We start from the raw sequence: 23221 nt of genomic DNA, 5'->3' as shown, positions 1-23221 counted from the left end.
AAAAGCCTACTCTTCTACTTCTTTAGGTTGTTCTGTAGAGATTTTACCAGTTATCAACCCTTTTTCATTCAAAATTTTTACGGTTTCTGTTGATGCAGCCACTACCGATATGGGCAAAGTAATTATAAAACCAATAATCGGTATAAAAAGCATCAATACAAATACCATCCCGTTACCAATAGCAGTTCCTCTATGTCTTCTTACAAACTGCACACTTTCTTTATAGTTAAAATGACGCTCCATCGTATAGTCCATATTCCCGAAACCGACATAATATGCCTGAATTAAAAATATAAGAATGGTGCCTATAATTCCGATTACCGGAATAAAACTTATAATCAACAGAGGAACCATAAAAAATAGTTCTTTGAGTAAATTACGCGAGTTGATACGAATTCCTCTTGCCAATTGTTTTCCAAATGATGATTGGGAGGTAGTATTTCCCTTATTTCCTAATAGATATCTTTCTATTTTTTCTGAAACCGGACTCATAAACGGTGCAGATAATGCCATAACTATATGCTTATATAAAATTAGCCCCAACACAATAATTACTAATCCACCGATAAAGGTGCTTATTGTCGAAAACGTTTCTGATCCCCACTCCCAAAGCCAAATCTTTGAAATAAAACGCCCCAAATTATCTGAAAAAGAATAGGCTAATGCAACAAAAGTGACCCCTGTAATTAGGCTTATAAGCACAGGTATTGCAAAATATTTCCATAATCCAAGTTTTGAAATCAGGTTGAATGTTCCAAAATAAGCTTTAATTGCATTAATAAAATTTTTTACCATAATTACTTTTTTGATCAATTTACCTGTAATTGACAGCTTTCTCAAAGAGTTATTTAAAACTAAACAGCTATATCTTCTTCTAGCACTTCTCTTTCTTCATTAGTAATTGTTTTGGACCATATCGCTAAACCAAAGGTAAGAACTCCAAGCCTACCAATAAACATTAGTAGAATAATGACAGATTTGCCTACACTCGATAAACCTCCTGTTATTCCGGTACTTAATCCTACGGTTCCCAGTGCCGAAGCCACTTCGAATAAGATTTTTTCAAATTCAAAGGATTCTGAGAAAGTAAGCAAAAAGGTTCCGAAAAAAATTATGGTGGTATAAAATATGAAGGAAGAAGTAGCAATGTATAGCCGTTCAAAAGGAATCGTTTTGCCTAAGAAAGTGATTTTTTTACTACCTCTTATTCTACTCTTCATAATAGAAAAAACCGCTGTAAGGGTTGTAATTTTCATACCCCCTGCAGTACCCGAGGGCGATGCTCCTATATACATCAAAAATGTAGTAACCAATAACATAGGTAGTACAAAACTACCAAAGTCAACAGTATTAAACCCGACCGTAGTCATTGCTGTCATCGATTGAAAAAATGCAGCTAAAAATCTCTCCTTACCCTGTAAATCTGCAACAGCAGGCTCTAAGAAATAAAAGAACCCAAAACCGAAGCTTAGTAAAAGTAAGAAGCCAATAAAAATAATCTTTGTGGTAAAACTCAATTTATGACTTTTTTTCTTAAACCAAAGAATAAAATCAGTCACTACGATGAAACCTAAAGATCCTCCAATCGCCAGAAAGGAGATAATGAAATTTATAAAAGAATTATCTGCGTATTCAGTAAAACCAGAATTGAAAAGACTAAATCCAGCGGTACAAAAAGCACTTATGCTATGAAATATTGATATCCAAATCGCTTCAGAAAAAGATTTACCTTCTTGCATAAATGCAACCAAAAAAAGTATAGTTCCCAAAACCTCCATGACCAATGTAAAAAGAATTAAAGATTTCAAGAAATCTTTAATTTTTATCGTTACTGGTAGTGTAAATTCCGATTTTAACAGGTTTCTATGCCAATGGGTTATTCTTCTGGTAGTAGACAAGATCATGAATGTGGTAAAAGTCAGGTATCCAATACCTCCTAATTGAAAGAGAATCATCACCACAAGCTGTCCCCCAATATTATAAGTATCGAAAACACTTACAGTAACCAACCCTGTAGTAGAGACTGCTGAAGTGGCAATAAATAAATGATCCAGTAGCGGCGCTGATTCCTTTTGTAACCAAGGAAGACTTAAAAGAATGAAGCCACCTAGAACATAGGTTAAAAAACCGTAGAATAAGTTTTGTTGTGGAGACCAGCTTCTTTTGAGTAAAACATACTTCTTGTTCAGATTGCTTAAAAATTCTTTCATTGTACTAAAGATGAACTAAGATTCCAGGAAATTTTTTTATCTCATTACTATTTTTAACACGAACAGACTTTTTTGTTTTTTGTATTAAACATTCAACTATTTCTGTGTCAGATTTGCCAGCAAGTGAATTAAAAAGCTCTCTTCCTACCCCATTATTATGAAGATCCATTTCTCTTTCAAGATGATTATTAGGAGAAAGATCCTCATGCAAATCTGTCACTTGCTTAGCCCAATCTACAGCTTTTTGTTGATTTTTATTAACTCTATACGCAACTTTACAAATCAAAAGATTCCACAATGCATGTCTGAATGCATTTTCTCTTCCATTAGCATGGTGAGTTTTTCCATAAAATTTATCGCTTATATGCAGTGTTTGCTTTGTTGCTTTTAGTGCTGGCCAAATCAAAAGAGGTTTGCGAAGCATTAAAAAAGTTAGCAAGAATACTTCTTGCAGACTTAACTTTTTTACGGTACCCCAGATATTCATTCCTACCCCTTATATTCTTTTACTGCATCTACAAATGCTCTGGCATTTTCAACAGGAATGTTGGGCAAAATACCGTGACCTAGATTAGCAATATATCGATCCTTGCCAAATTCATCGATCATTTGCTTGACCATTTTTTTAATTTCGGCCGGTGGTGACAATAATCTTGATGGGTCAAAATTACCCTGTAACGTGATATTACCACCTGTAAGATAACGCGCATTTCTAGCAGAGCAAGTCCAATCTATACCCAGTGCAGATGCACCCGATTTTGCCATTTCCTGTAACGCAAACCAACATCCTTTACCAAAAACGATTACTTCGGTGTCTTTTTTTAACGCGTCTACTATTTGTTGAATATATTTCCAGGAAAATTCCTGATAATCCACTGGAGATAACATGCCTCCCCAACTATCAAATACCTGTACCGCATTTACTCCGGCCGCAACTTTGGCTTGTAGATAGGCAATAGTAGTATCAGTGATTTTTTGCAACAACTGATGTGCTGCTTCAGGTTGCGTAAAACACAATTCTTTTGCCTTGTCAAAATTCTTAGATCCTTGTCCTTGTACAGCATAACATAAAATGGTCCAGGGAGAACCTGCAAAACCTATTAAAGGAACTCGATTATCCAAACGTTCTTTGGTAAGTTTGATGGCATCCATAACATATCCCAGCTCCTCTTGTATATTGGGTACAATGACTTGCTCAACATCTTTGAGCGATCTAATTGGGTTAGGCAACCAGGGACCAATGCCTTCTTTCATCTCAACTTCGATGTTCATCGCTTGCGGAATCACCAAAATATCACTGAACAAAATTGCTGCATCAGGACCAATAATATCAATGGGTTGCACGGTAATCTCTGAAGCTAACTCAGGCGTTCTGCAACGAGTAAAGAAATCGTATTTTCTCTTTAACGCCATAAATTCAGGAAGATACCTTCCCGCTTGACGCATCATCCAAACCGGCGGACGCTCTACTGTTTCTCCTTTAAGAGCCTTAAGAAATAGGTCGTTTTTAATATGTGTCATAACTTAGCTGTCATCCTGAACTTGTTTCAGGATCTTTTTATCGTTTTACGTTATTCTAGATGGATCCCAGATCAAGTCTGGGATGACAAATCTTGGTTAAAATATTTCACCGCTTGAACAATAACATTCTCTACGGTAGGCTTGTTTGCTATTACAACATGCTCTGTATATTTTTTAGCTTCAGAAGCTGTGGTGTTTCCAATACAAAAAACGATACTTCTGCCAATTGTATTCTCTTTAATATAGCTTTGAATTCCTGATGGACTAAAAAATAAGATTCCATCAAACGAGCGATTAAATTTCTTCGAATTTAAACTCGTTTTGTAGACTATTTGCTCTTTTAATGCTACTTTTTGATCTTTCAGAAGTTCTGGCAGCTCCTTTCTTCTTAAATTTCCGCAAAAAAACAAAAAAGACTCGTTTTTATGCTTTTTTACTATGAAATTAGCCAAATCTGAAGCATTTAAAGCAGTTTTGATTACTTTTTTTCCATTTTCCTCTAAAAGTCTTTTTGTATTTTCACCTACACAAAAACAATTTGAAACGTTTATTTCAGAATTCAATACCGCTTTTACGGCATTTTTACTCGTAAAGATCATATTTTGAATCTCGTCTTGCACATCAACATGCAATAATTCGATGTTAATAGCATCATACGCTATAAAACCAATCCCAGAATTAAGCAACAATTCTTTTTGAGCAGTTGTAAGCTTTTTGGTAGATAGTATTGTAGTGGATTTATTCCCTCTCCTTGGGGAGAGGGCTAGGGTGAGGGGATTTTTACCATCTGTCTTTTTTGGTGTTCCCTTGTTAACTGATTTTTTAATACTATCAAAAATTATTTTGAGATTCTCAAAAACTACTTCGTTTTCGAATCTAAGAACTGAATATCCCAAAGCTTCAAGATGCAAATCTCTTAATTGGTCCTTTTCTTGTTGAAGAATATCATTATGGTATTCTCCATCCAATTCAATAATAAGTCGATTATCTATATTTATGAAATCAACAATATATTTTTTTAATGGATGTTGTCTTCTGAATTTCAAATTTTCAAATCTGCGATTACGAAGATACTTCCAAAGTTTTGCTTCAGCTTTGGTTTGTTCTTTTCGAAGTAATCTTGATATTTGAGTTTTTACATTCATGCAACCCCTCACCCTAGCCCTCTCCCCAAGGAGAGGAAACAAGAGTGCGTTTTTATATTTTTACTTTAGATTCTTTTTTATCTTCGACATCAATTCCTTACCGCCATTATTCAAAATCTCACGTGCACAATTTTGACCAAAGTTTTGCTCTTCACCTATTTTTACCTTTTTGATGACCTCAATCTTATGTTGGCCATCAAGGCTAAACAAAGCTCCCCTAAAAAGAATTGCATCATTTTCTAGTGTTGCTAAGGCACCAATTGGTGCGGTACACCCTCCTTCTAATTCTCTTAAAAACGCTCGCTCTATATGCACACAAATTTCTGAGGGCTTATGATTTAAATGCGCAAGTGCCTCTTTACAATACACATCATCATCTTTGGCAACTACCAACATAGCTCCTTGTGCGGGAGCTGGTACCATCCAATTTAAATCAATGTAGTTTTCTGGTTTCAGATCAATACGTTCTAATCCTGCTGCTGCGAATATGGCGCCATTCCAATTACTATCCTGTAGTTTTTGCATACGGGTATTCACATTTCCTCTTAAATCCACGACAGCATGAGTTGGGTATTTATGTAACCATTGCGCTTTTCTACGAAGACTACCTGTTGCAATAGTCCCATCATTTTCTAGAAAATTTACTCCTTTATGTACTAAAATATCACTTACATTAGCTCTTTTTAATATTGCCGCTTCAACAATTCCCTTAGGCAAAGCAGTGGGAACGTCTTTCATCGAATGAACAGCAATATCAATATCGCCATTGATCATAGCTACATCCAGGGTTTTGGTAAAAATACCTGTGATTCCCAATTCATATAATGGTTTATCCAAAATAATATCCCCTGTAGATTTTACTGGTACAAGCGCTGTATTATAATCCAAATCACGAAGATGATTTTGCACCGTACGAGCTTGCCAAAGTGCCAATTCACTATCTCTGGTACCTATTCGAATTATTCTGCCCAAGACTATTTGTTTTGTAATTGGAAAACTTTCTGAATCAGTTCTAAACTTTCATCTGCCGAAGTGTTTTCATCTTTAAGATGATTGGCAAAGTGATTGGTAATTTTCTGGATTATTCTGCTACTGATAATATCTGCCTGTTCTTCATCAAAATCTGAATACTTCTTGCGTTGCAGATTAATCTCTGCTTCTTTTAATGAAGTTAGTTTGTTTTTTAAGGCTTTGATGGTTGGTGCAAATTTTCTAGTTTCCAACCAATTGTCGAACTCTACTTTTATCTCTTCAATAATAGTTTCGGCTTTTGGGATATGCTCTTTTCGACGTTGCAATGTCCGATCGGTCATTTTAGAAAGATCATCCAGGTGTACCAGGGTCACATTGGGCAACTCTGTGACATCGACCGCTACATTTCTTGGAATAGACAAATCCAAAATAAGCAAGGGCTTCTCAGAATGGATCAATTCTTTAGAAATTGTAGGTTTTTGTGCTCCTGTAGCTACAATAAGTACGTCAGAAGTTGCAATTTCAGACTGAATGTTAGCGTAGTCTTTTACTACAAGATTAAACTTTCCTGCAATTTCTTCTGCTTTGGTCTTAGTTCTATTGACTAAAACGATATGATCGTTCTTGGTATGTTTTACTAGATTTTCACAGGTGTTTCTTCCTATCTTTCCAGTACCAAAAAGCAATAAATTCTTGTCAGAAACATAAGGTACTCTTGCTAGTATATATTGTACCGCTGCAAAACTTACTGAAGTAGCACCACTAGAAATCTCGGTTTCATTCTTAATCCTTTTACTTGCTTGAATCACTGCATTCACCAAACGTTCCATAAAAGGGTTTACCATTTCCTCTTTCTTGGATTGCTTAAAGCTTATTTTTAATTGGCTAATAATTTCAAAATCACCAAGAATCTGGCTATCCAGCCCGGTACCCACCTTAAAAAGGTGAGCAACAGCAGCACTATTTTTATGAACATAGGCTACTTTCTCAAATTCTTCTATCGTACCGTGTGTATGTTCACAAAGTAATTTGATTAACTGAAAAGGATGCTCTGCAAAACCATATAATTCGGTTCTATTGCAAGTAGAAATAACAATAAGAGAAGAAATTCCCTCTTCTTTAGCTTGTAAAAGGATATTTTTTTTGGCCTCATTTCCAATACTAAAATGACCTCTCACCTCGGCATCAGCTTTCTTGTAACTAAGACCGATTGTATAAAAATGTTTTCCTTTGGCTCGCAGATGGGGCTCCATGTATTTTTTATTCCGTTTACTGAGGCAAAAGTATTTTACAAAATCCTTAAAAAATAACGCTAGAAGAATAATAAGTAACGGAATGTGGTATTATCGATAGTTTTTTACCTTAAAATCGTCTAAAACCTTTATTTTTGCTACAATCGAACAAAACTTTTCTCGATAGTTTAAATTGTTTCTAAATAAAATGTATTTGCCATTATGGAAATTGAACTAAAAAATAACGCTCCAGGGATTTTAGAGGAAACTCAGATTGAAGACGGTTTTTTAATTTTAAAATTTCAAAACGAAACTCATGATAATCAAAGAGTTATACGTGATATTAATAGTAACTTCATTCAATTTCACTTCTGTATAAAAGGAGCTATCAAGTTCAATTTTAACAACGGGAGCTATGCCATCAATCTTATTGAAGAAAACTCTCTTTTACTGTATAATCCGCAACGAGATTTACCCATGAACCTTGAAATGGAAAAAGATTCCTGGTTAATTACGATTCTTATTTCTATTAAGAAATTCCATTCTTTATTTTCTCGAGAGGCAGGCTTTATTCCTTTTCTTGGTGAGGGCAATCGCGATAGAAAATACTATACCGATGCCAGTATTTCACCTTCGATGGCAGTAGTTTTAAATCAAATAATGAATTATAGTCTTCATCGGTCTATTAAACTATTATATTTCAAGGGGAAGGCTTATGAACTGTTAAGTCTATATTTTAATCGGCCGGAAGATGCAGATACAGAGCAATGTCCTTTTCTGGTCGACGAAGAAAATGTATTAAAAATTAGAAAAGCCAAAGAAATTATCATTGCAAGAATGGCAGAACCTCCTACTTTGCAGGAATTATCTAAAGAAATAGGATTGCCATTAAAAAAATTAAAAGATGGTTTTAAACAAATCTATGGTGAACCAGTCTATGCTTTCTTGTTTGATTACAAAATGGAGGTAGCCCGACAATTGCTCGCATCAGGAAGTCATAATGTAAATGAAGTAGGCCTGAAGGTTGGATACAGTACGGCAAGCCATTTTATTGCCGCATTTAAAAAGAAATTTGGCACTACTCCAAAAAAATATGTGATGAGTCTTAATTAAAGACCATCTAGTCTGCTGATTCCACTCTGGGAATTCCCACTCCTTTTTGTAAAGATACTATTGAGTCATACATTCCTTGATCTTCTTCTGTAGTATCTACCAATACAGAGACGAAATCGAATTGCTCTAGTAATTCCAAAACAAAAGGTAGTTTGTCTTTTTCAACGTCTACGATTATACGTTTCATGTGTTCTAATTATTGTTTGTTAACGGTCACATGCAACCCATATCTGTATACACAGGATAAACAATTAAAAAAAATAGTTTTTGAAGACTAAATCTTTCTTAATTGAATCGGGTTCATCTTGCTTTTTTTATTCCATCTAAAAGTACTAAAATAAAATCAGTCAACTTTCAGTTTATCAGAATTTAACGTATTTATAAGGTTGATTGTTTTTTAGAAAATCTAAACGGTTCTCACAGTAACATTTATAAATCCTTGTATCAAAAACTCTTATGGTTTTTAGTATCATAACCCTTTATAGTTTGTATTTTTGTTTATGAAAAAAGAAAAATTATGAGTAAAGGAGTTCTTCTTGTAAATCTTGGATCCCCGGATAGCACAGATCCTAAAGATGTTAAGAAATACCTTGGTGAGTTTTTGATGGACCCCAGAGTGATTGATGTTCCTCTGTGGGCAAGAAACTTACTAGTTAAAGGAATTATTTTGAACACCAGGCCTAAAAAGTCTGCAGCAGCTTATAAAAAAATATGGTGGGATGAAGGTTCTCCCCTTATTGTTCTTTCAGAAAGATTACAAAAAAAAGTTGCCGCTCGCACTTCGATACCCGTAGGTTTGGCCATGCGTTATGGCTCTATGAGTATCAAAAAAGGATTACAAGAATTACATGACAAAGGTGTGGATGAGGTGATGATCATACCGTTATATCCTCAATTTGCAATGGCAACAACAGAAACTATACTGGTGCTTGCAGAAGAACTTAGGCAAGAACACTTTCCAAATATGAAATTTACAGATGTCCCAGCTTTTTATAATGAGTCTGAATATATTGATGTCTTATCAAATAGTATTGGTGAAAAATTAGAAAATCTAGAGTATGAACATCTGTTGTTTTCTTATCACGGTGTTCCAGAAAGGCATATCAGAAAAAGTGATATTACCAAATCTCATTGTAAAATAGATGGTTCATGTTGTCAAACCCCATCCCCGGCGCACGAATTTTGCTATCGACATCAGTGTTATGAAACCACAAAGCAAGTTGCAGAGAAGTTAAATTTAAAAGAAGGTACTTATTCTACCTCCTTTCAATCTCGTTTAGGATTTGATCCATGGTTACAACCCTATACTGATCGAACCATTGAGAGAATGGGAAAAGAAGGCACTAAAAAAATGGCGATTGTTACTCCGGCATTCGTTTCAGATTGTTTAGAAACCCTTGAAGAGATTGCCATGGAAGGTGAAGAAATTTTTCACGAAGTCGGCGGAAAAGAATTTACAACCATTCCTTGTCTTAATGATCGCGATGAATGGGCAGATGTTTTGGCAAATTGGGTTAATGAGTGGATTTCTGTTGAAACTCCGGTTTAGCCTCAATATAGACGAGACAAATTTATTTTAGCTATTTTAGGGAGTTCTTTTTTTAACTAACTCAACAATTTATGAAAAATGCACACTTTTCATTGCTTACGGTTATTGTTTTTTCTATAGGAATATCTTCTTGCGAAAACCAAGAAATTATTAAGGCCTCACCTCAAACTACTCCATACAGCAAAAAAAATATTGAAGCCTCTATTGGGATTGTGGGTGATTCTGGTGATGTTGATGCAAGCACCTCTGCCGGAACTCTTTTGATGGGTGGAAGCACCGATGTAGATGCAGCAATGTTATGGATGATTAATAAATCAGGTGGTGGAGATATAGTAGTGCTTCGATCCACAGGAACTGATGCTTATAACCAGTATCTTTTTGATCTGGGGAACGTAAATTCTGTAGAGACCTTACTTATCGACTCTAGAGAAAAAGCTAACTCATTGTCTGTCGAAAATACCATCCGTAATGCTGAGGCTGTTTTTATTGCAGGTGGAGATCAATACAACTATGTTCAATACTGGAAGGACACAAAGGTTGAAGCTGCTTTAAATTATCTTCGAAATACTAAAAAAGTAGTCATCGGAGGTACAAGTGCAGGGTGTGCCATACAAGGCGGAATATATTTTGATGCTATGAACGGAACCATTCGATCTGAAGACGCACTAAGAAATCCTTATCACAAGAATTTAACACTTCAAAAACATAATTTTATTGATAATCCGTATCTAAGAAATGTGATAACGGATACTCATTACGACGATCCTGATCGAAGAGGACGTCATATTACTTTTTTGGCACGAATTAATAAAGACTGGGGAATACGAGGAAAAGGAATTGGGATAGACGAAAGAACGGCTGTTTGTATCGATGAACATGGAAAAGCACAAGTATTCGGCGAAGGATATGCCTTTTTTCTTAATCAATACTTATATGGGCCAGAAAGATGCCAGCCAAGGCGTTCTCTAGATTGGTATCGAGAGCGAAGGGCAGTCGAAACTTACAAAGTATTAGGAAACAACTCTGGGACTAGTTATTTTATGCTGGATCTTTGGACCACAGGTTCTGGAGGTGATTGGCAATATTACTACGTAGATCGAGGAAGACTTAGAGTATCATATTAAACGTAAAAAAACAACCTAATTAATGGCAAAAGTCACTTCTGAAGCATTAGGAACCGAATCTGTTGGAAAATTATTGATCAAACAGGCTGTTCCTGCTTCTATAGGGATTTTAGTTATGTCATTAAATATTCTAATCGATTCGATTTTTGTTGGAAATTGGATTGGTTCTATAGCTATTGCTGCTATTAACGTTGTATTACCAGTCTCCTTTTTTATCGCTGCTCTAGGTATGGCAATAGGAATAGGTGGTTCGAGTATTATCTCCCGTGCTCTAGGGGCCGATAATACAGAAAAGGCACTACATACCTTTGGAAATCAAGTAATTCTTACCTTAATCTGCACCATATCCCTGGTAGTTATCGGGTTACTATTTGTAGACGAAATCATCCCAAAATTTGGAGGAAAAGGTGATATTTTTGATCCGGCAAAGATTTACTACACTATAGTTTTATATGGAGTTCCTATTTTAGGATTTGCAATGATGGGGAATACTGTCATACGTGCCGAAGGCAAACCCAAATTTGCGATGATCGCCATGATCATTCCTACGGTAGGTAATTTATTAATGGATTATGTTTTTATTAATCTACTGGATATGGGCATGCACGGCGCAGCCTGGGCAACCACAGGATCGTATCTGGCTTGTTTTTTATATATCTTCTGGTTTTTCTCTTCAAAAAACTCAGAACTTAAACTCAGTTTTCGTCATTTTGGGTTACAAAAAGAAATTGTTTCTGAAATTGCTTCTCTGGGTGGTGTTACCCTTGCAAGACAAGCTGTCGTAAGTATTACGTACTTACTAATGAATAACATTTTATTTAATCTTGGGCAAGAAGGGTTGGTGGCAGTTTATGCAATTATCGGAAGAATGCTCATGTTTGCCTTATTTCCTGTTTTTGGAGTTACTCAAGGGTTTTTGCCCATTGCGGGATACAATTATGGTGCACAACAATATCCCCGTGTAAGAGAATCTATAAATACCGCAATAAAATATGCTGCGTTTCTAGCAACTTTGGTTTTTATTGGATTAATGATTTTTCCAGAAGAAATTACTGCGCTATTCCTAAGCAAAAACCCAGATCTTAGTGAAAAAGAGCTGGCTTTAAATCAATTTGTTCTAACTCATACTGCGAAACCTATGCGCTGGGTATTTGCAGCAACACCAATTATTGCCTTGCAACTAATTGGTGCTGCATATTTTCAAGCGATTGGCAAAGCTACTCCCGCCTTATTACTTACACTATCCAGACAGGGGTTCTTTTTTATTCCGCTAATCTTGATTTTACCCAAATTTTATGGAGAATTAGGAGTTTGGATTTCATTCCCTATTGCCGATGTATTAGCGACTCTTGTTACCGCATATTTCTTGAATCGAGAGATACGAAAAACACTTATTACTCCTAAACCGGTTAACTAATTGATGTTAAGGTTATCCTTCTATAAAAGCATAGTTTCCTCTCCCTCTGGGAGAGGATTAAGGTGAGGGTTTTTGATTTGAAAACCCCTCATCCTAACACCTAGCTTCACCTCGCTCATTGCTACCACAACGTCGTCCAAGGAGAAGGAACTCAGAATATTACTTGTACAAGGATTGTTAACATAAATTAGTCAATCTTTTACTTCGTTCTTGTTGCAGCTTTACTTATAATTTTCCACTCACCATTAATTTTCTTCAGTATAAAAATATCTACATATCGTATGTCTTTTCCCTTGGATAGAATTTCAGCTTTTGCCGTTGCAATATCATTTTCTTGATCTACAGATAAAATTTTTCCTGTTCTACCATTGAATTTCCCAGATTCCTTTTTTTCAAACCAAGATGCATATTCTGACACCGATACGATCCATACTGGTTTTTCTTTATGAGAAAGAAATAGAGTAGCTTGCTTATAAAAAGCTTCTTTAATAGTGGAAGGCTTGTTATATGAGGTTCCTTCAAGATATTTATTAATTACTGCTTTAATTTGATCTTCTTCGGACTGAGCAACAATTATGCTACTAAATATTAAAAAAAGAGTTGTTAAAAAATAGATTTTCATGTTTTCTAGTTTTTAGTATAAATTACATTGGTATCGAGCACTTCGACTTCGCTATGTACAAGCTGAGTTAAGGTGCAAAAAAATATCAAAATCTTTCAAATTGGATCGAGAAAACAGCTAATTTGTTTTGTTTTTGATCCTAACTATTTTACCATTATCTTCATCGGTAAGCATATACAACTTTCCTTCGGGACTTTGAGCAACTTTTCTGGATCGCACGCGATCATCAATAAATAATTCCTCTGCACTTTTGATCGTATCATTTTCTATTCTAAATCGCCATAGGCTTCCTTTTGATAATCCCGGTACCAGGAGATCATTTTTCCATTCTGGAAACTCATCCCCGGTATAAAACATAAGCCCGGTTGGTGCTACCGTATGTTGCCAGTACCAAATGGGATCAGTAAAAACCGCTTCTTCAATAATTGGAGGCACGTAGTCTCGACTTCGATATCCCCCGGTAGTGATAATCGGCCATCCATAATTTGCTCCAGCTTTTAGTTGATTTACTTCATCCCCCTGTCGTGTGCCGTGCTCACTAAACCATATTTCGCCTGTTTCGGGCTGCACTGTGATTCCTTGTGCCGCTCTAATACCCAATGCGTACAATCCGGGTACAGCTTCCTTACCAAAATCTGGATTATCATCAGGAATATTACCATCGGTATGAAGACGATAGATTTTACCCCGTTTGTCTTTCAAGTCTTGCGCTATAGGAATTTTAGGCTCGTCAATTTCCTTAAACAATCGTTCTCCTATCGTAATATAAAGTTTACCATCAGTTCCAAAAGTCATTCCGCCACCATAATGATGATACTCTTTTAGGTATGGTCCTGCTTCGAGTATAGTTTTTATATCAATCAAAGAGTCGTTATGCAAAGCAGCTCTAACAACTTTTGTAGCACTCCCCTTATTTAATTTCTTGGCTGCGTACGAAAGATATATTTGATTGTTGTTTTTGAAATCTGGATGTAGTAGTACTTCAAAAATACCTGAGTTATCCCCCCGCCAAACTACGCGAATACTATCTGTCAAATCACGAGGAAATCCCTTGATCACTTTTTTCTTTTTTGAAGAAAGACTTACCTTTAAAAGATCACCATCCTTTTCCGAAACCAATACCTCTTCTTCAGAAAGAAAGGCTATACTCCAGGGATGTTTCAGGCTATCAACAATAACTTCCTTAATAGGTTTTGTTTTGGTTGAAACATGAACCAGTTTTTTCTCTTTGCCACAACCTACTATGGCCGTGAGAAATAATAGGAAAACAAGTTTTTTCATTTTTTGATTTTTGGTGTTTTTCAATCGCAAAATGGGAAGATTTTGTTCAAAAGCCTTTAAAAAACATGATTTTTAAAATGAATTATTGGGGTTTTGAAGAAAGAAACTCTTCGAATAAACTAAGGTTTTTTCGAAGAGGTAAAAAGTCCTTTTTTGAAGAATTTTGGCTTTCAAATAAATCAAATGCTAGTTAATAATTTATTATCAAAATAACAGTTTCCTCTCCCTCTGGGAGAGGACTAAGGTGAGGGCTTTTGATATGAAAATTCCCTCATCCTGACCTTCTCCCCAAGGAGAAGGAACTCCAAAATGTTTATTAAAAAGATACTAGTACTTGAGTTAATTCTAAAACTCAAGCAACTCTAAACCTATTTCTGTATTGCGTTGGGGTAATTTCAGTTTCAGCTTTAAAAGCCAGATTAAAAGAAGTTACGTTACCAAATCCGCAATCATAGGCAATCGTGGCAATTTTTTCATTAGAATACTTAGGGTCGATCAAGAAGGTTTTCGCTTTTTGGATGCGATAGTGATTAATGAATTCAGAGAAATTCTTTTGTTCATTTTCATTAATCACCTGTGACAATTCTCGTGGAGTTACAGAAAGTTTCTGTGCAATGCTATTTAAAGAAATACCACTGTCCAGATATACTTCATTTTCTTCCAGCAAACTCTTTACCTGTTGAAGCATTTTTTGTGAAGTTCGCCTGTCAATACTAGAATTGCTATATTTCTCTAAAGTAAATATATGCCGCTTCAATAAAAGGTATGAAAACAGATACGTTAAGAATGAAAAAGAAATCGCACCCAAAATATAGAATGGAATCCATCTCATCAAAATTCCAACATATAAAATCCAGATCAGGCTCACTCCGATTACGATATTGCGATACCATTTTAAAAGCTGCGGTGTAATTTGGTCTTTTACCTTTAAAATATGCCACCAACAAATACTCAGATAAATTCCGAGATGAACAAAAACCAGCCCATAGGCAAAATAGGACTCCAAATCTCCTCTATTTGGAATTATTGGGCTGAATAGAACAAACAATCCAAAGGGTAACAAATGTAAATATTGTTGGCTTGAAAAAGTGCTTTGTCTTTCAAAAAGTGACTTCCCATAAAACAACAAAAAAGGCCCTACTGCCAAAATGGTAGAAATGGCTAAATTTCTAATTCTTGGATCTACCTCGATATAGTAATGAAATACAGATTTGCCTATACGAATCGTTAATGCTAATAAAATAAAAGCTAGGAACCGATTAGCCCTTCTATTTCCTTTTTTTAAAGTAAATAAGTAAAAGCACAGAAACATAGCCTGGATAACACCAAGACAGCTAAGTACTAATATGAAACCCTGTTGAAGCATTACTTCAAATTTAAGAATGATCTGATCGTATACAAGGTTAAAATTACGTGAAAATCTTTTAAAATTATTTTTAATTCCAGACTTTAGTGTCCCATCAAATCTACATGTATAAAATGCTAAGGTATTTTAACTAAAACTCAACTAACCATGCACTCACATTTCTATAGAGTACTTTGTGTACTCTTTTTCGCTTTCGGAAGTATTTTTACAACCAATTCTCAAACCTATAACCAAGAGCTCTATGATGCTCTCGAGTATCGTTTAATAGGACCATTTCGAGGCGGGAGAAGTGCTGCTGTGACTGGTGTTCCCAACAAACCAAACTTGTTTTATTTTGGAGCTACAGGCGGTGGTATCTGGAAAACAACCGATGGTGGTCGTACCTGGGAAAACATTTCAGATGGATTTTTTGGGGGTTCTATCGGTTCTATTTCGGTGTCCAAAAGTGATCCCAATGTGATCTATGTAGGTGGAGGCGAGAAAACACTTCGCGGTAATGTATCTTCAGGGTACGGTATATGGAAAAGTGTAGATGCCGGTAAAACATGGGTGCAATCCGGTCTCCCAAAAAGTAGGCATATCCCCAGAATAACGATTCATCCAACCAATCCAGATATTGTTTATGCAGCGGTATTAGGAAATATTTATAAACCTACGCAAGATCGAGGTGTTTACAAAAGTACTGATGGTGGTAAAACATGGATCAAAGTGCTTTTTGCTAATCCCGATGCCGGAGCTGTAGACTTAACGCTGGACCCCAATAACCCAAGGATTTTGTATGCCTCTACCTGGAACGCCAGAAGAACTCCATATAGTCTAAGTTCTGGTGGTGACGGTTCTGCCTTATGGAAAAGTACTGATAGTGGTGAAACCTGGAAAGAAATCTCAAAAAATAAAGGTTTTGCCAAAGACACTCTGGGGATTATGGGAGTTACCGTTTCACCAGTAGATAGCGAACGTGTTTGGGCCATTGTTGAAAACAAAGAAAAAGGAGGTGTATATCGTAGTGACGATAGTGGTGAAACCTGGAATCTATTAAATAGTGATCGTGGTCTACGCCAACGTGCCTGGTACTATTCCCGAATCTATGCCGATCCAAAAGATAAAGATGTGGTGTATGTTGTAAACGTTTCGTACCATAAAAGTAAAGACGGCGGAAAAAACTTTAGTAGTTACAGAGCTCCGCATGGGGATCATCACGATCTTTGGATCGCGCCAGAAAATTCAAATCGTATGATTATTGGGGATGACGGTGGTGCTCAAATCACGTATGATGGTGGAGAAACATGGAGCACGTACCACAACCAACCAACTTCACAGTTTTATCGCGTAACTACAGATAATAGTTTTCCGTATCGTATTTATGCGGCACAACAAGACAACTCAACCATACGTATTAACCATAGGAGTACCGGTTCTTCAATTTCTGATGATGATTGGGAACGCACCGCAGGTGGAGAATCGGCTCATATAGCTGTCGATCCTAAAAACAATGATATCGTATATGGCGGTAGTTACGATGGATTTTTAACCCGTGTTAATCACAAGACTGAAACCGTTCGATCGGTAAGCGTTTGGCCAGATAATCCTATGGGGCATGGCGCCGAGGATATGAAATATCGCTTTCAGTGGAATTTCCCGATCCTATTCTCAAAACATAATCCTAACAAATTATATACCTTCTCGAATCACGTACATGTTACCGAAAATGAAGGGCAAAGCTGGGAGGTAATTAGCCCGGATCTAACCAGAAACGACCCTGAAAAATTAAAATCATCTGGCGGACCTATTACACAGGATAATACTTCGGTAGAGTACTACTGTACCATTTTTGCTGCAGCCGAAAGCCCGCTAAAAGAGGGATTGCTATGGGTAGGAAGCGATGACGGATTGGTTCATGTAAGTCAGGACGGAGGAAAAACATGGAATAACGTGACTCCAAAAGGCATGCCCGAATGGATGATGATCAACAGTATCGAACCTAGTGCTTTTAACCAAGGCACCTGCTACATTGCAGGAACCAAATACAAATCTGGTGATTTTGCTCCGTATCTCTACAAAACTACAGATTACGGTAAATCTTGGACCAAAATTACGAATGGAATCGCACCAGAACATTTTACACGTGTTTTACGTGAAGATCCCAAACGTAAGGGGTTATTATATGCTGGAACGGAAACCGGCATGTACGTCTCTTTTGATGATGGAAAAAACTGGCAATCTTTTCAGCTAAATTTACCAATTGTACCCATTACTGATCTTACCATCAAAGAAAACAATCTTATTGTTGCAACACAAGGCCGAAGCCTTTGGATTATCGACGACCTTACCGTTTTACATCAACTAAACAATAACCTAAAAACAAAGGATTATATTTTGTATCAGCCAAAAAAAGCATATCGAATGGCCGGGGGAAGTATTAAAAATTCTAAAACTGAAGGTACGAATCATCCGGCTGGAGTGATGACCTATTTTTATCTTAAGAATTTCGACAAAGAAAAAGATACCATTTCACTTACCTATTTCAATATCAAAAATGATACGATCAAATCTTTTAGCACTAAATCCAAAGAAGAAAAAAACAAATTAAAAGATATTGAAAAAGGAGCTAATAAGTTTACCTGGAATATGAGAGGTGACGGAGCAGAAAAACTAAAAGGAATGATTCTATGGTGGGCTAATCTTAATGGTCCAAAGGCGGTACCAGGTAACTACACAGTAAGCTTGAGTGTAAATAAAACAGAAGTTTCCAAACAGCCTTTTACCATAGTAGCTGATCCCAGGACAGAAGCAACGTTACCACAAATGCAAGCACAATTTGATTTTATTACCAGTATCAATGAAACTGTAGACAGAGCGCATAAATCAATTAAAAAAATCAGAAAGATCAATACACAGCTCAAGGCATTTGAAAAACAATATAAAGATGAAGAAAAGACCAAAGATTTGGTAAAAAAGGCTTCAGAATTACAAAAACAGTTTGGTGAGATTGAAAAAGCTTTGTACCAAACCAAAAATAAGAGCAATCAGGATCCACTCAACTTCCCAATTAAGTTAACCAACAAGTTAGGGCACCTCAATTCTTTGGTGGGCATGGGTGATTTTGGCCCTACAGAGCAGGATATTGCAGTAAAAAATGAACTCTCTAAAAAGATAGAAGAGCAATTGCAGGCATTTGATACATTAATTTCAAAAGAAATTGCAGCATTTAATGCAGCGTTTAATACCTTGCAACTTAATTATCTTTTTGTGGAATAAAGTGTATGGATTGCACCACTGTCATCCCAAGCAAAGTCAAGGGAAAATTTAAACTTTTAAGTGTTTAATGTATCTCGACTACGCTCGAGGTGACAGTACCTGATTATTTTATACCTTTGAATCTAATTTAAAGGGCGCTGTCATCCCGAGCGGAGTCGAGGGACAATTTTACTCATTTACACCTTGACTCCAATCCATGTGACTTGCCAGTAATCTTAGCCTAATAAATGCTCGAATATTATAATTACATAAAAGCCCTGCACCTGATTTTTGTAATCACTTGGTTTGCAGGGCTATTTTATATCCCCAGATTGTTTGTATACCAGATTGAAGCTTTTCAAAAACCTTCACCAGAAAAAGAAATATTAGGCAAACAGCTTAAATTAATGGCCAAGCGGTTGTGGTTTATCATAACTTGGCCTTCTGCAATTTTGGCTACACTTTTTGCGATTTGGCTACTAATTTTAATGCCAGCCTGGTTACAACAACCCTGGATGCATGTTAAGTTAGGATTTATAGTGTTACTTTTTGCATATCACCTCAAATGTCACCAAATCCACAAACAACTTCAGGTAGATATCATGAAATGGTCGTCCAATCAAATGCGTATATGGAATGAAGGGTCTACGATCATTTTATTCTCTGTAATCTTTTTGGTGATTGTTCGCGATGCCGTAAACTGGATATATGGAGTAGTCGGAATTGTACTATTATCCATTTTACTAATGCTGGGTATTAAATTATATAAAAAGATTCGTGATAAAAATCCAAACGCATAGTCTTGGATTATTCTTCAAAAACATATCAGTCCAAATCTAGTCAATCAATTCTAATACGAGAAGCTAGTCCTGAAGATGCAAATCAACTTCTTCGACTCAAACTACAATATATAAAAAATACAGATACCCTTCCTTTGTTTGGTTATGAATATCCAAATGATGAAGGTGAAGAAAAAGAACTCATCCAAAGCTATCAAAACCAAAATAACAGTCTTCTTTTGGTAGCCGAAAATAATGGAGTTCTTATTGGAAACATTGATCTGACCGGAAGCTGGCGCAAGAAAATACAACATACTGCAGTACTGGGAATGGGCATTCATACACAATGGCAAAATCAAGGAATAGGTACTATTCTAATTCAAAATGTATTAGACTGGGCAAAACAGAATAAATTACTAAGAATAATTTGGTTAGAAGTTTATACAACTAATATGTCAGGGATAGCTTTGTACCGTAAAATGGGTTTTCGGGAATCAGGAAAGATTAAAGGTTTTTTCCTCGAAAAAAACAAGTTCATCGATAAGATTATAATGACCACCAGTGTTTATTAGTTTATTACTTCAACTTTTATTATTCATCATACTGCATTCGTAATTACTTCGTATCTTCGTGCAACTTTTTACCACAGTTTTATGATCAAATCGATGACCGGCTTCGGGAAATCAATCCTTCAGCTACCTACAAAAAAAATTACTATCGAAGTAAAGTCGCTTAATAGTAAAAATCTAGATCTAAATGCCAGAATTCCTTCTCAGTATCGTGAAAAAGAATTGCAAATGCGTAACACCATTGCAAAATCTTTGGTAAGAGGCAAAGTAGACTTTGGATTATATGTTGAAATCACAGCCGAAGAAACCTCGACAAAAATTAATGAAGCCGTTGTTAAAGATTATATCAAACAATTAGAGGCCATTGATGCTTCTGGTGATGTCACCGAACTTCTGAAAATGGCTGTTCGTATGCCAGATTCTTTAAAAACTGTGAGAGAGGAAATCGACGAAGAAGAGTTTAAAGCGATCAATAAGGCCCTTATCGAAGCCTTAGTTAAAATTGATTCGTATAGAATTGATGAAGGCAAGGCTCTGGAAAAGGATTTTGATTTAAGGATTAAAAATATTGGTGATTTACTTGAAAAAGTAATTGCTATGGATCCAGAACGAATAGAAGGGGTACGAGAGCGGTTACACAAAGCGGTTTCTGATCTTAAAGAAGAAGTAGATCAAAATCGATTTGAGCAAGAACTGATCTATTATCTGGAAAAATTTGATATCACCGAAGAAAAGGTGCGATTGGCTAATCACGTCAAATATTTCACTACCACCCTTGACTCTGATGATTCTAACGGAAAAAAATTAGGTTTTATCACTCAGGAAATAGGTCGGGAAATTAATACCATCGGTAGTAAATCCAACTATGCCCCGATGCAACAATTGGTTGTACAGATGAAAGACGAACTCGAAAAAATTAAAGAACAATTACTTAACGTTTTATAAATGAACCAAGGTAAGCTTATTGTACTTTCTGCACCGTCTGGTAGTGGAAAAACAACGTTAGTTAGGCATTTATTAAATAAAAAAGAACTCAATCTTGGATTCTCAATCTCGGCAGCATCTAGAGAACCTCGCGGAGCAGAAGTACACGGTAAAGATTATTATTTCTTGTCCCTGCGCGAGTTTAAAGATAAGATCAAAGCCGATGAATTTTTAGAGTGGGAAGAAGTATATCGGGACAATTTTTATGGGACTTTAAAATCTGAAGTGCAACGTCTCTGGGATAGTGGCAAACATGTGATTTTTGATATTGATGTAGTTGGAGGCTTGGATATTAAAAGAATTTATCCCGATCGTACGTTGGCCATATTTGTAAAGCCTCCAAGTATCGAGGAATTAAAAATTCGTTTAAAAAAGCGTAAAACCGAATCTGAAGACAAAATCAATATGCGCGTGGCCAAGGCTTCAACAGAGATGGCAACCGCCCCACAATTTGATGCTATTGTAACTAATGATGATCTTGAAAAAGCCCAGGAAGAAGTGTATCAATTGGTAAAAAAGTTTCTTTTGGCGTAATTCTTTATATTTAAAAAAGATTCCCGTCTTCACGGGAATGAAAACAGGGTTTTCATGAAAAAAGTTGGATTATATTTTGGAACCTTTAATCCAATTCACATTGGTCATCTGGCCATTGCCAATCATATAGCCGAATTTTCTGATCTTGATGAAGTTTGGATGGTCGTAACTCCACATAATCCATTTAAAAAGAAAAGCTCTTTACTCGATAACCATCATAGATATGAAATGGTATATCGCGCCACAGAATCTTATCCAAAACTAAAACCCAGTGATGTTGAATTTAAGTTACCTCAACCTAATTATACAGTGAATACGCTGGTGCATCTTCAGGAACAGTATCCCAAATATCAATTTAGCCTTATTATGGGTGAGGATAATCTAAAAAGCTTCCACAAATGGAAGAATTATGAAATAATTCTTGAAAACCACCACATCTATGTGTATCCCCGTATTGCTGAAGGAGTGATGAAAACCCAATTTGAGGATCATCCAAAAATACATCGAGTAGACGCACCAATTATGGAAATCTCTTCTACTTTTATTCGTAAAACGATTGCTCTAGGTAAAAATGTGAGGCCATTACTTCCTAATGAGGTATGGCAATACATTGATGAAATGAACTTTTACAAGGTATAAAAGTATTTAAAAAGTATCATTGCCAATAATCTCCTTTGCTCTCTTTATAAGACGATGCATTCTATCGCTTCCTCCAGCGATAATTCCTGCGGTAAGAACAATATCAATAGAGATGATGACTTTTATTTGTATTTCAGAAAGCTCTGATGCCGATTCTGGCAATATAATACCAGACATGAGCCGTAGACCCGATAAGGAAAGTATTAAGCCAATGACAAAAGCGATAGTAATCGTTCTTTGTTGCCTGAGCTGACCATGGGTTAACAAAAAATCTTCTATTTCTCTTTTTTCTTTCATTAATCTAATCACCTTTTCTGTATTTGTTTCCTCAGGCAAAGATTGTATATCTACGATCATAGAATTATCTGGATCATTTAGACTTTCTAGGTATTTATTGATCTCTTCTACCCGTCTTTTGTTTTTAACCTTTGTTTTTTGATTAGGATCAAATACAAATATTTCTATAACCTGTTCTACAACTAACATTATAACAGACAAATAACCAAGTATAGATATAATATTGCTTAGTTCTAAGTTTTTGAGATGTACAGAAGGTAAATATTCTTTAAAATATACAAAACAAAAAATTGAAAGTACAATGAGAATAATAACCAATGGATTTTTATACAAAACTTTCATATTTTATTTGGTTTAAGAGTAACGATAAAAGTACAAAAACTCTTTCTGATGATATCTGAGTTTTTTAAAATCAACGATAAAAAAGATCTCTTAGTGTTTCTTCAAAGAGGTCTTTATCATTTTATTTCAAGATTTTGACTTATTTTCAAGGAAAATCGGCCTTACACTTTTCTAAAAAGGCGGTAGTTTCTTCTTTCAAATATTCCGCACCAAAAACACTTGCAAATACCTTTAATCTGCAATTTTATTAGAAAAATAATTGTTGAGAGTTGCACTTACCTAAAAAAC

At 35.8% G+C, this 23221-nt stretch carries 22 protein-coding genes; 10 read left to right on the top strand and 12 right to left on the bottom strand.

The annotated features are described in order from the left end of the window. Positions 1 to 6 precede the first annotated feature (6 nt). The 7 genes from ACFSJT_RS08620 to hemA form a co-directional block, all read right to left on the bottom strand. Positions 7 to 795 carry an EI24 domain-containing protein gene (locus tag ACFSJT_RS08620; RefSeq protein ID WP_378319851.1) on the bottom strand — a complete coding sequence of 263 codons (789 nt, stop codon included), beginning with the start codon at positions 793 to 795 and terminating at the stop codon, positions 7 to 9. A gap of 59 nt (positions 796 to 854) precedes the next feature. Further along, a complete protein-coding gene (locus ACFSJT_RS08615) occupies positions 855 to 2210 on the bottom strand; it encodes a TrkH family potassium uptake protein (protein ID WP_378319850.1) in 1356 nt (451 codons plus the stop codon). 4 nt (positions 2211 to 2214) lie between these two features. Beyond that, a complete protein-coding gene (locus ACFSJT_RS08610; RefSeq protein WP_378319849.1) occupies positions 2215 to 2697 on the bottom strand; it encodes a DUF6973 domain-containing protein in 483 nt (160 codons plus the stop codon). A 2-nt stretch (positions 2698 to 2699) separates the two neighbouring features. Continuing rightward, a complete protein-coding gene (hemE, locus tag ACFSJT_RS08605; RefSeq protein ID WP_378319848.1) occupies positions 2700 to 3731 on the bottom strand; it encodes a uroporphyrinogen decarboxylase in 1032 nt (343 codons plus the stop codon). A 71-nt stretch (positions 3732 to 3802) separates the two neighbouring features. After that, a complete protein-coding gene (locus ACFSJT_RS08600; protein WP_378319847.1) occupies positions 3803 to 4876 on the bottom strand; it encodes a DUF559 domain-containing protein in 1074 nt (357 codons plus the stop codon). 60 nt (positions 4877 to 4936) lie between these two features. Next, on the bottom strand, positions 4937 to 5848 hold the full coding sequence (gene hemC, locus ACFSJT_RS08595; RefSeq protein ID WP_378319846.1) for a hydroxymethylbilane synthase: 912 nt from the start codon (positions 5846 to 5848) through the stop codon (positions 4937 to 4939). Between the two features lie 2 nt (positions 5849 to 5850). Beyond that, positions 5851 to 7101, bottom strand: a complete 1251-nt coding sequence (gene hemA, locus ACFSJT_RS08590) for a glutamyl-tRNA reductase (RefSeq protein WP_378319845.1) — start codon at positions 7099 to 7101, stop codon at positions 5851 to 5853. Between the two features lie 201 nt (positions 7102 to 7302). Here hemA and ACFSJT_RS08585 point away from each other — a divergent pair, with 201 nt between their 5' ends. Beyond that, positions 7303 to 8193, top strand: a complete 891-nt coding sequence (locus ACFSJT_RS08585) for an AraC family transcriptional regulator (protein WP_378319844.1) — start codon at positions 7303 to 7305, stop codon at positions 8191 to 8193. A 7-nt stretch (positions 8194 to 8200) separates the two neighbouring features. Here ACFSJT_RS08585 and ACFSJT_RS08580 read toward each other — a convergent pair whose 3' ends face one another. Beyond that, positions 8201 to 8380 carry a hypothetical protein gene (locus ACFSJT_RS08580; protein WP_378319843.1) on the bottom strand — a complete coding sequence of 60 codons (180 nt, stop codon included), beginning with the start codon at positions 8378 to 8380 and terminating at the stop codon, positions 8201 to 8203. A gap of 330 nt (positions 8381 to 8710) precedes the next feature. On the opposite strand from ACFSJT_RS08580, the gene hemH reads away from it, so the two are divergent. The 3 genes from hemH to ACFSJT_RS08565 all read left to right on the top strand — a co-directional run bounded on the left by hemH (position 8711) and on the right by ACFSJT_RS08565 (position 12283). Then, positions 8711 to 9742, top strand: a complete 1032-nt coding sequence (gene hemH, locus ACFSJT_RS08575; RefSeq protein WP_378319842.1) for a ferrochelatase — start codon at positions 8711 to 8713, stop codon at positions 9740 to 9742. A gap of 71 nt (positions 9743 to 9813) precedes the next feature. Next, the gene (locus tag ACFSJT_RS08570; RefSeq protein WP_378319841.1) at positions 9814 to 10866 is read left to right on the top strand and encodes a cyanophycinase; all 1053 of its coding nucleotides are present in this window, start codon (positions 9814 to 9816) and stop codon (positions 10864 to 10866) included. 22 nt (positions 10867 to 10888) lie between these two features. Continuing rightward, on the top strand, positions 10889 to 12283 hold the full coding sequence (locus ACFSJT_RS08565; protein WP_378319840.1) for an MATE family efflux transporter: 1395 nt from the start codon (positions 10889 to 10891) through the stop codon (positions 12281 to 12283). A 199-nt stretch (positions 12284 to 12482) separates the two neighbouring features. On the opposite strand, the gene ACFSJT_RS08560 is transcribed toward ACFSJT_RS08565, so the two are convergent. From ACFSJT_RS08560 to ACFSJT_RS08550, 3 genes are all read right to left on the bottom strand, one after another. Further along, positions 12483 to 12905, bottom strand: a complete 423-nt coding sequence (locus ACFSJT_RS08560) for a nuclear transport factor 2 family protein (protein WP_378319839.1) — start codon at positions 12903 to 12905, stop codon at positions 12483 to 12485. Between the two features lie 117 nt (positions 12906 to 13022). Next, positions 13023 to 14186: a PQQ-dependent sugar dehydrogenase gene (locus tag ACFSJT_RS08555; protein WP_378319838.1), complete on the bottom strand. Its 1164-nt coding sequence runs from the start codon at positions 14184 to 14186 to the stop codon at positions 13023 to 13025. Positions 14187 to 14538: 352 nt separating this feature from the next. Continuing rightward, positions 14539 to 15552, bottom strand: a complete 1014-nt coding sequence (locus tag ACFSJT_RS08550; RefSeq protein WP_378319837.1) for a helix-turn-helix domain-containing protein — start codon at positions 15550 to 15552, stop codon at positions 14539 to 14541. A 147-nt stretch (positions 15553 to 15699) separates the two neighbouring features. On the opposite strand from ACFSJT_RS08550, the gene ACFSJT_RS08545 reads away from it, so the two are divergent. From ACFSJT_RS08545 to nadD, 6 genes are all read left to right on the top strand, one after another. Continuing rightward, positions 15700 to 18810: a VPS10 domain-containing protein gene (locus tag ACFSJT_RS08545; RefSeq protein ID WP_378319836.1), complete on the top strand. Its 3111-nt coding sequence runs from the start codon at positions 15700 to 15702 to the stop codon at positions 18808 to 18810. A gap of 227 nt (positions 18811 to 19037) precedes the next feature. Next, positions 19038 to 19589, top strand: a complete 552-nt coding sequence (locus ACFSJT_RS08540; protein WP_378319835.1) for a CopD family protein — start codon at positions 19038 to 19040, stop codon at positions 19587 to 19589. Positions 19590 to 19591: 2 nt separating this feature from the next. Then, entirely contained in the window at positions 19592 to 20140 is a 549-nt protein-coding gene (locus ACFSJT_RS08535; RefSeq protein WP_378319834.1) for a GNAT family N-acetyltransferase, read from the top strand. An 81-nt stretch (positions 20141 to 20221) separates the two neighbouring features. Continuing rightward, the gene (locus tag ACFSJT_RS08530; protein ID WP_378319833.1) at positions 20222 to 21082 is read left to right on the top strand and encodes a YicC/YloC family endoribonuclease; all 861 of its coding nucleotides are present in this window, start codon (positions 20222 to 20224) and stop codon (positions 21080 to 21082) included. Continuing rightward, positions 21083 to 21655, top strand: a complete 573-nt coding sequence (gmk, locus tag ACFSJT_RS08525; protein ID WP_378319832.1) for a guanylate kinase — start codon at positions 21083 to 21085, stop codon at positions 21653 to 21655. 54 nt (positions 21656 to 21709) lie between these two features. Further along, the gene (gene nadD, locus ACFSJT_RS08520; protein ID WP_378319831.1) at positions 21710 to 22294 is read left to right on the top strand and encodes a nicotinate (nicotinamide) nucleotide adenylyltransferase; all 585 of its coding nucleotides are present in this window, start codon (positions 21710 to 21712) and stop codon (positions 22292 to 22294) included. A 6-nt stretch (positions 22295 to 22300) separates the two neighbouring features. On the opposite strand, the gene ACFSJT_RS08515 is transcribed toward nadD, so the two are convergent. Next, positions 22301 to 22933: a hypothetical protein gene (locus ACFSJT_RS08515; protein WP_378319830.1), complete on the bottom strand. Its 633-nt coding sequence runs from the start codon at positions 22931 to 22933 to the stop codon at positions 22301 to 22303. Between the last annotated feature and the right edge of the window lie 288 nt (positions 22934 to 23221).

It is taken from the genome of Aquimarina celericrescens, from assembly GCF_042682765.1.
GTDB classification, from domain to species: Bacteria; Bacteroidota; Bacteroidia; order Flavobacteriales; family Flavobacteriaceae; genus Aquimarina; species Aquimarina celericrescens.
Note: the sequence above shows the minus strand (reverse complement) of the source record. Positions and strands in the feature narration are given on the sequence as shown.

Bases quoted from the DNA above. Each gene is read 5' to 3' on its own strand.
- ACFSJT_RS08620 (WP_378319851.1), bottom strand. From the start codon at position 795: ATGGTAAAAAATTTTATTAATGCAATTAAAGCTTATTTTGGAACATTC.
- ACFSJT_RS08615 (WP_378319850.1), bottom strand. From the start codon at position 2,210: ATGAAAGAATTTTTAAGCAATCTGAACAAGAAGTATGTTTTACTCAAA.
- ACFSJT_RS08610 (WP_378319849.1), bottom strand. From the start codon at position 2,697: ATGAATATCTGGGGTACCGTAAAAAAGTTAAGTCTGCAAGAAGTATTC.
- hemE (WP_378319848.1), bottom strand. From the start codon at position 3,731: ATGACACATATTAAAAACGACCTATTTCTTAAGGCTCTTAAAGGAGAA.
- ACFSJT_RS08600 (WP_378319847.1), bottom strand. From the start codon at position 4,876: ATGAATGTAAAAACTCAAATATCAAGATTACTTCGAAAAGAACAAACC.
- hemA (WP_378319845.1), bottom strand. From the start codon at position 7,101: ATGGAGCCCCATCTGCGAGCCAAAGGAAAACATTTTTATACAATCGGT.
- ACFSJT_RS08585 (WP_378319844.1), top strand. From the start codon at position 7,303: ATGGAAATTGAACTAAAAAATAACGCTCCAGGGATTTTAGAGGAAACT.
- ACFSJT_RS08580 (WP_378319843.1), bottom strand. From the start codon at position 8,380: ATGAAACGTATAATCGTAGACGTTGAAAAAGACAAACTACCTTTTGTT.
- hemH (WP_378319842.1), top strand. From the start codon at position 8,711: ATGAGTAAAGGAGTTCTTCTTGTAAATCTTGGATCCCCGGATAGCACA.
- ACFSJT_RS08570 (WP_378319841.1), top strand. From the start codon at position 9,814: ATGAAAAATGCACACTTTTCATTGCTTACGGTTATTGTTTTTTCTATA.
- ACFSJT_RS08565 (WP_378319840.1), top strand. From the start codon at position 10,889: ATGGCAAAAGTCACTTCTGAAGCATTAGGAACCGAATCTGTTGGAAAA.
- ACFSJT_RS08560 (WP_378319839.1), bottom strand. From the start codon at position 12,905: ATGAAAATCTATTTTTTAACAACTCTTTTTTTAATATTTAGTAGCATA.
- ACFSJT_RS08555 (WP_378319838.1), bottom strand. From the start codon at position 14,186: ATGAAAAAACTTGTTTTCCTATTATTTCTCACGGCCATAGTAGGTTGT.
- ACFSJT_RS08550 (WP_378319837.1), bottom strand. From the start codon at position 15,552: ATGCTTCAACAGGGTTTCATATTAGTACTTAGCTGTCTTGGTGTTATC.
- ACFSJT_RS08545 (WP_378319836.1), top strand. From the start codon at position 15,700: ATGCACTCACATTTCTATAGAGTACTTTGTGTACTCTTTTTCGCTTTC.
- ACFSJT_RS08540 (WP_378319835.1), top strand. From the start codon at position 19,038: ATGCTCGAATATTATAATTACATAAAAGCCCTGCACCTGATTTTTGTA.
- ACFSJT_RS08530 (WP_378319833.1), top strand. From the start codon at position 20,222: ATGATCAAATCGATGACCGGCTTCGGGAAATCAATCCTTCAGCTACCT.
- gmk (WP_378319832.1), top strand. From the start codon at position 21,083: ATGAACCAAGGTAAGCTTATTGTACTTTCTGCACCGTCTGGTAGTGGA.
- nadD (WP_378319831.1), top strand. From the start codon at position 21,710: ATGAAAAAAGTTGGATTATATTTTGGAACCTTTAATCCAATTCACATT.
- ACFSJT_RS08515 (WP_378319830.1), bottom strand. From the start codon at position 22,933: ATGAAAGTTTTGTATAAAAATCCATTGGTTATTATTCTCATTGTACTT.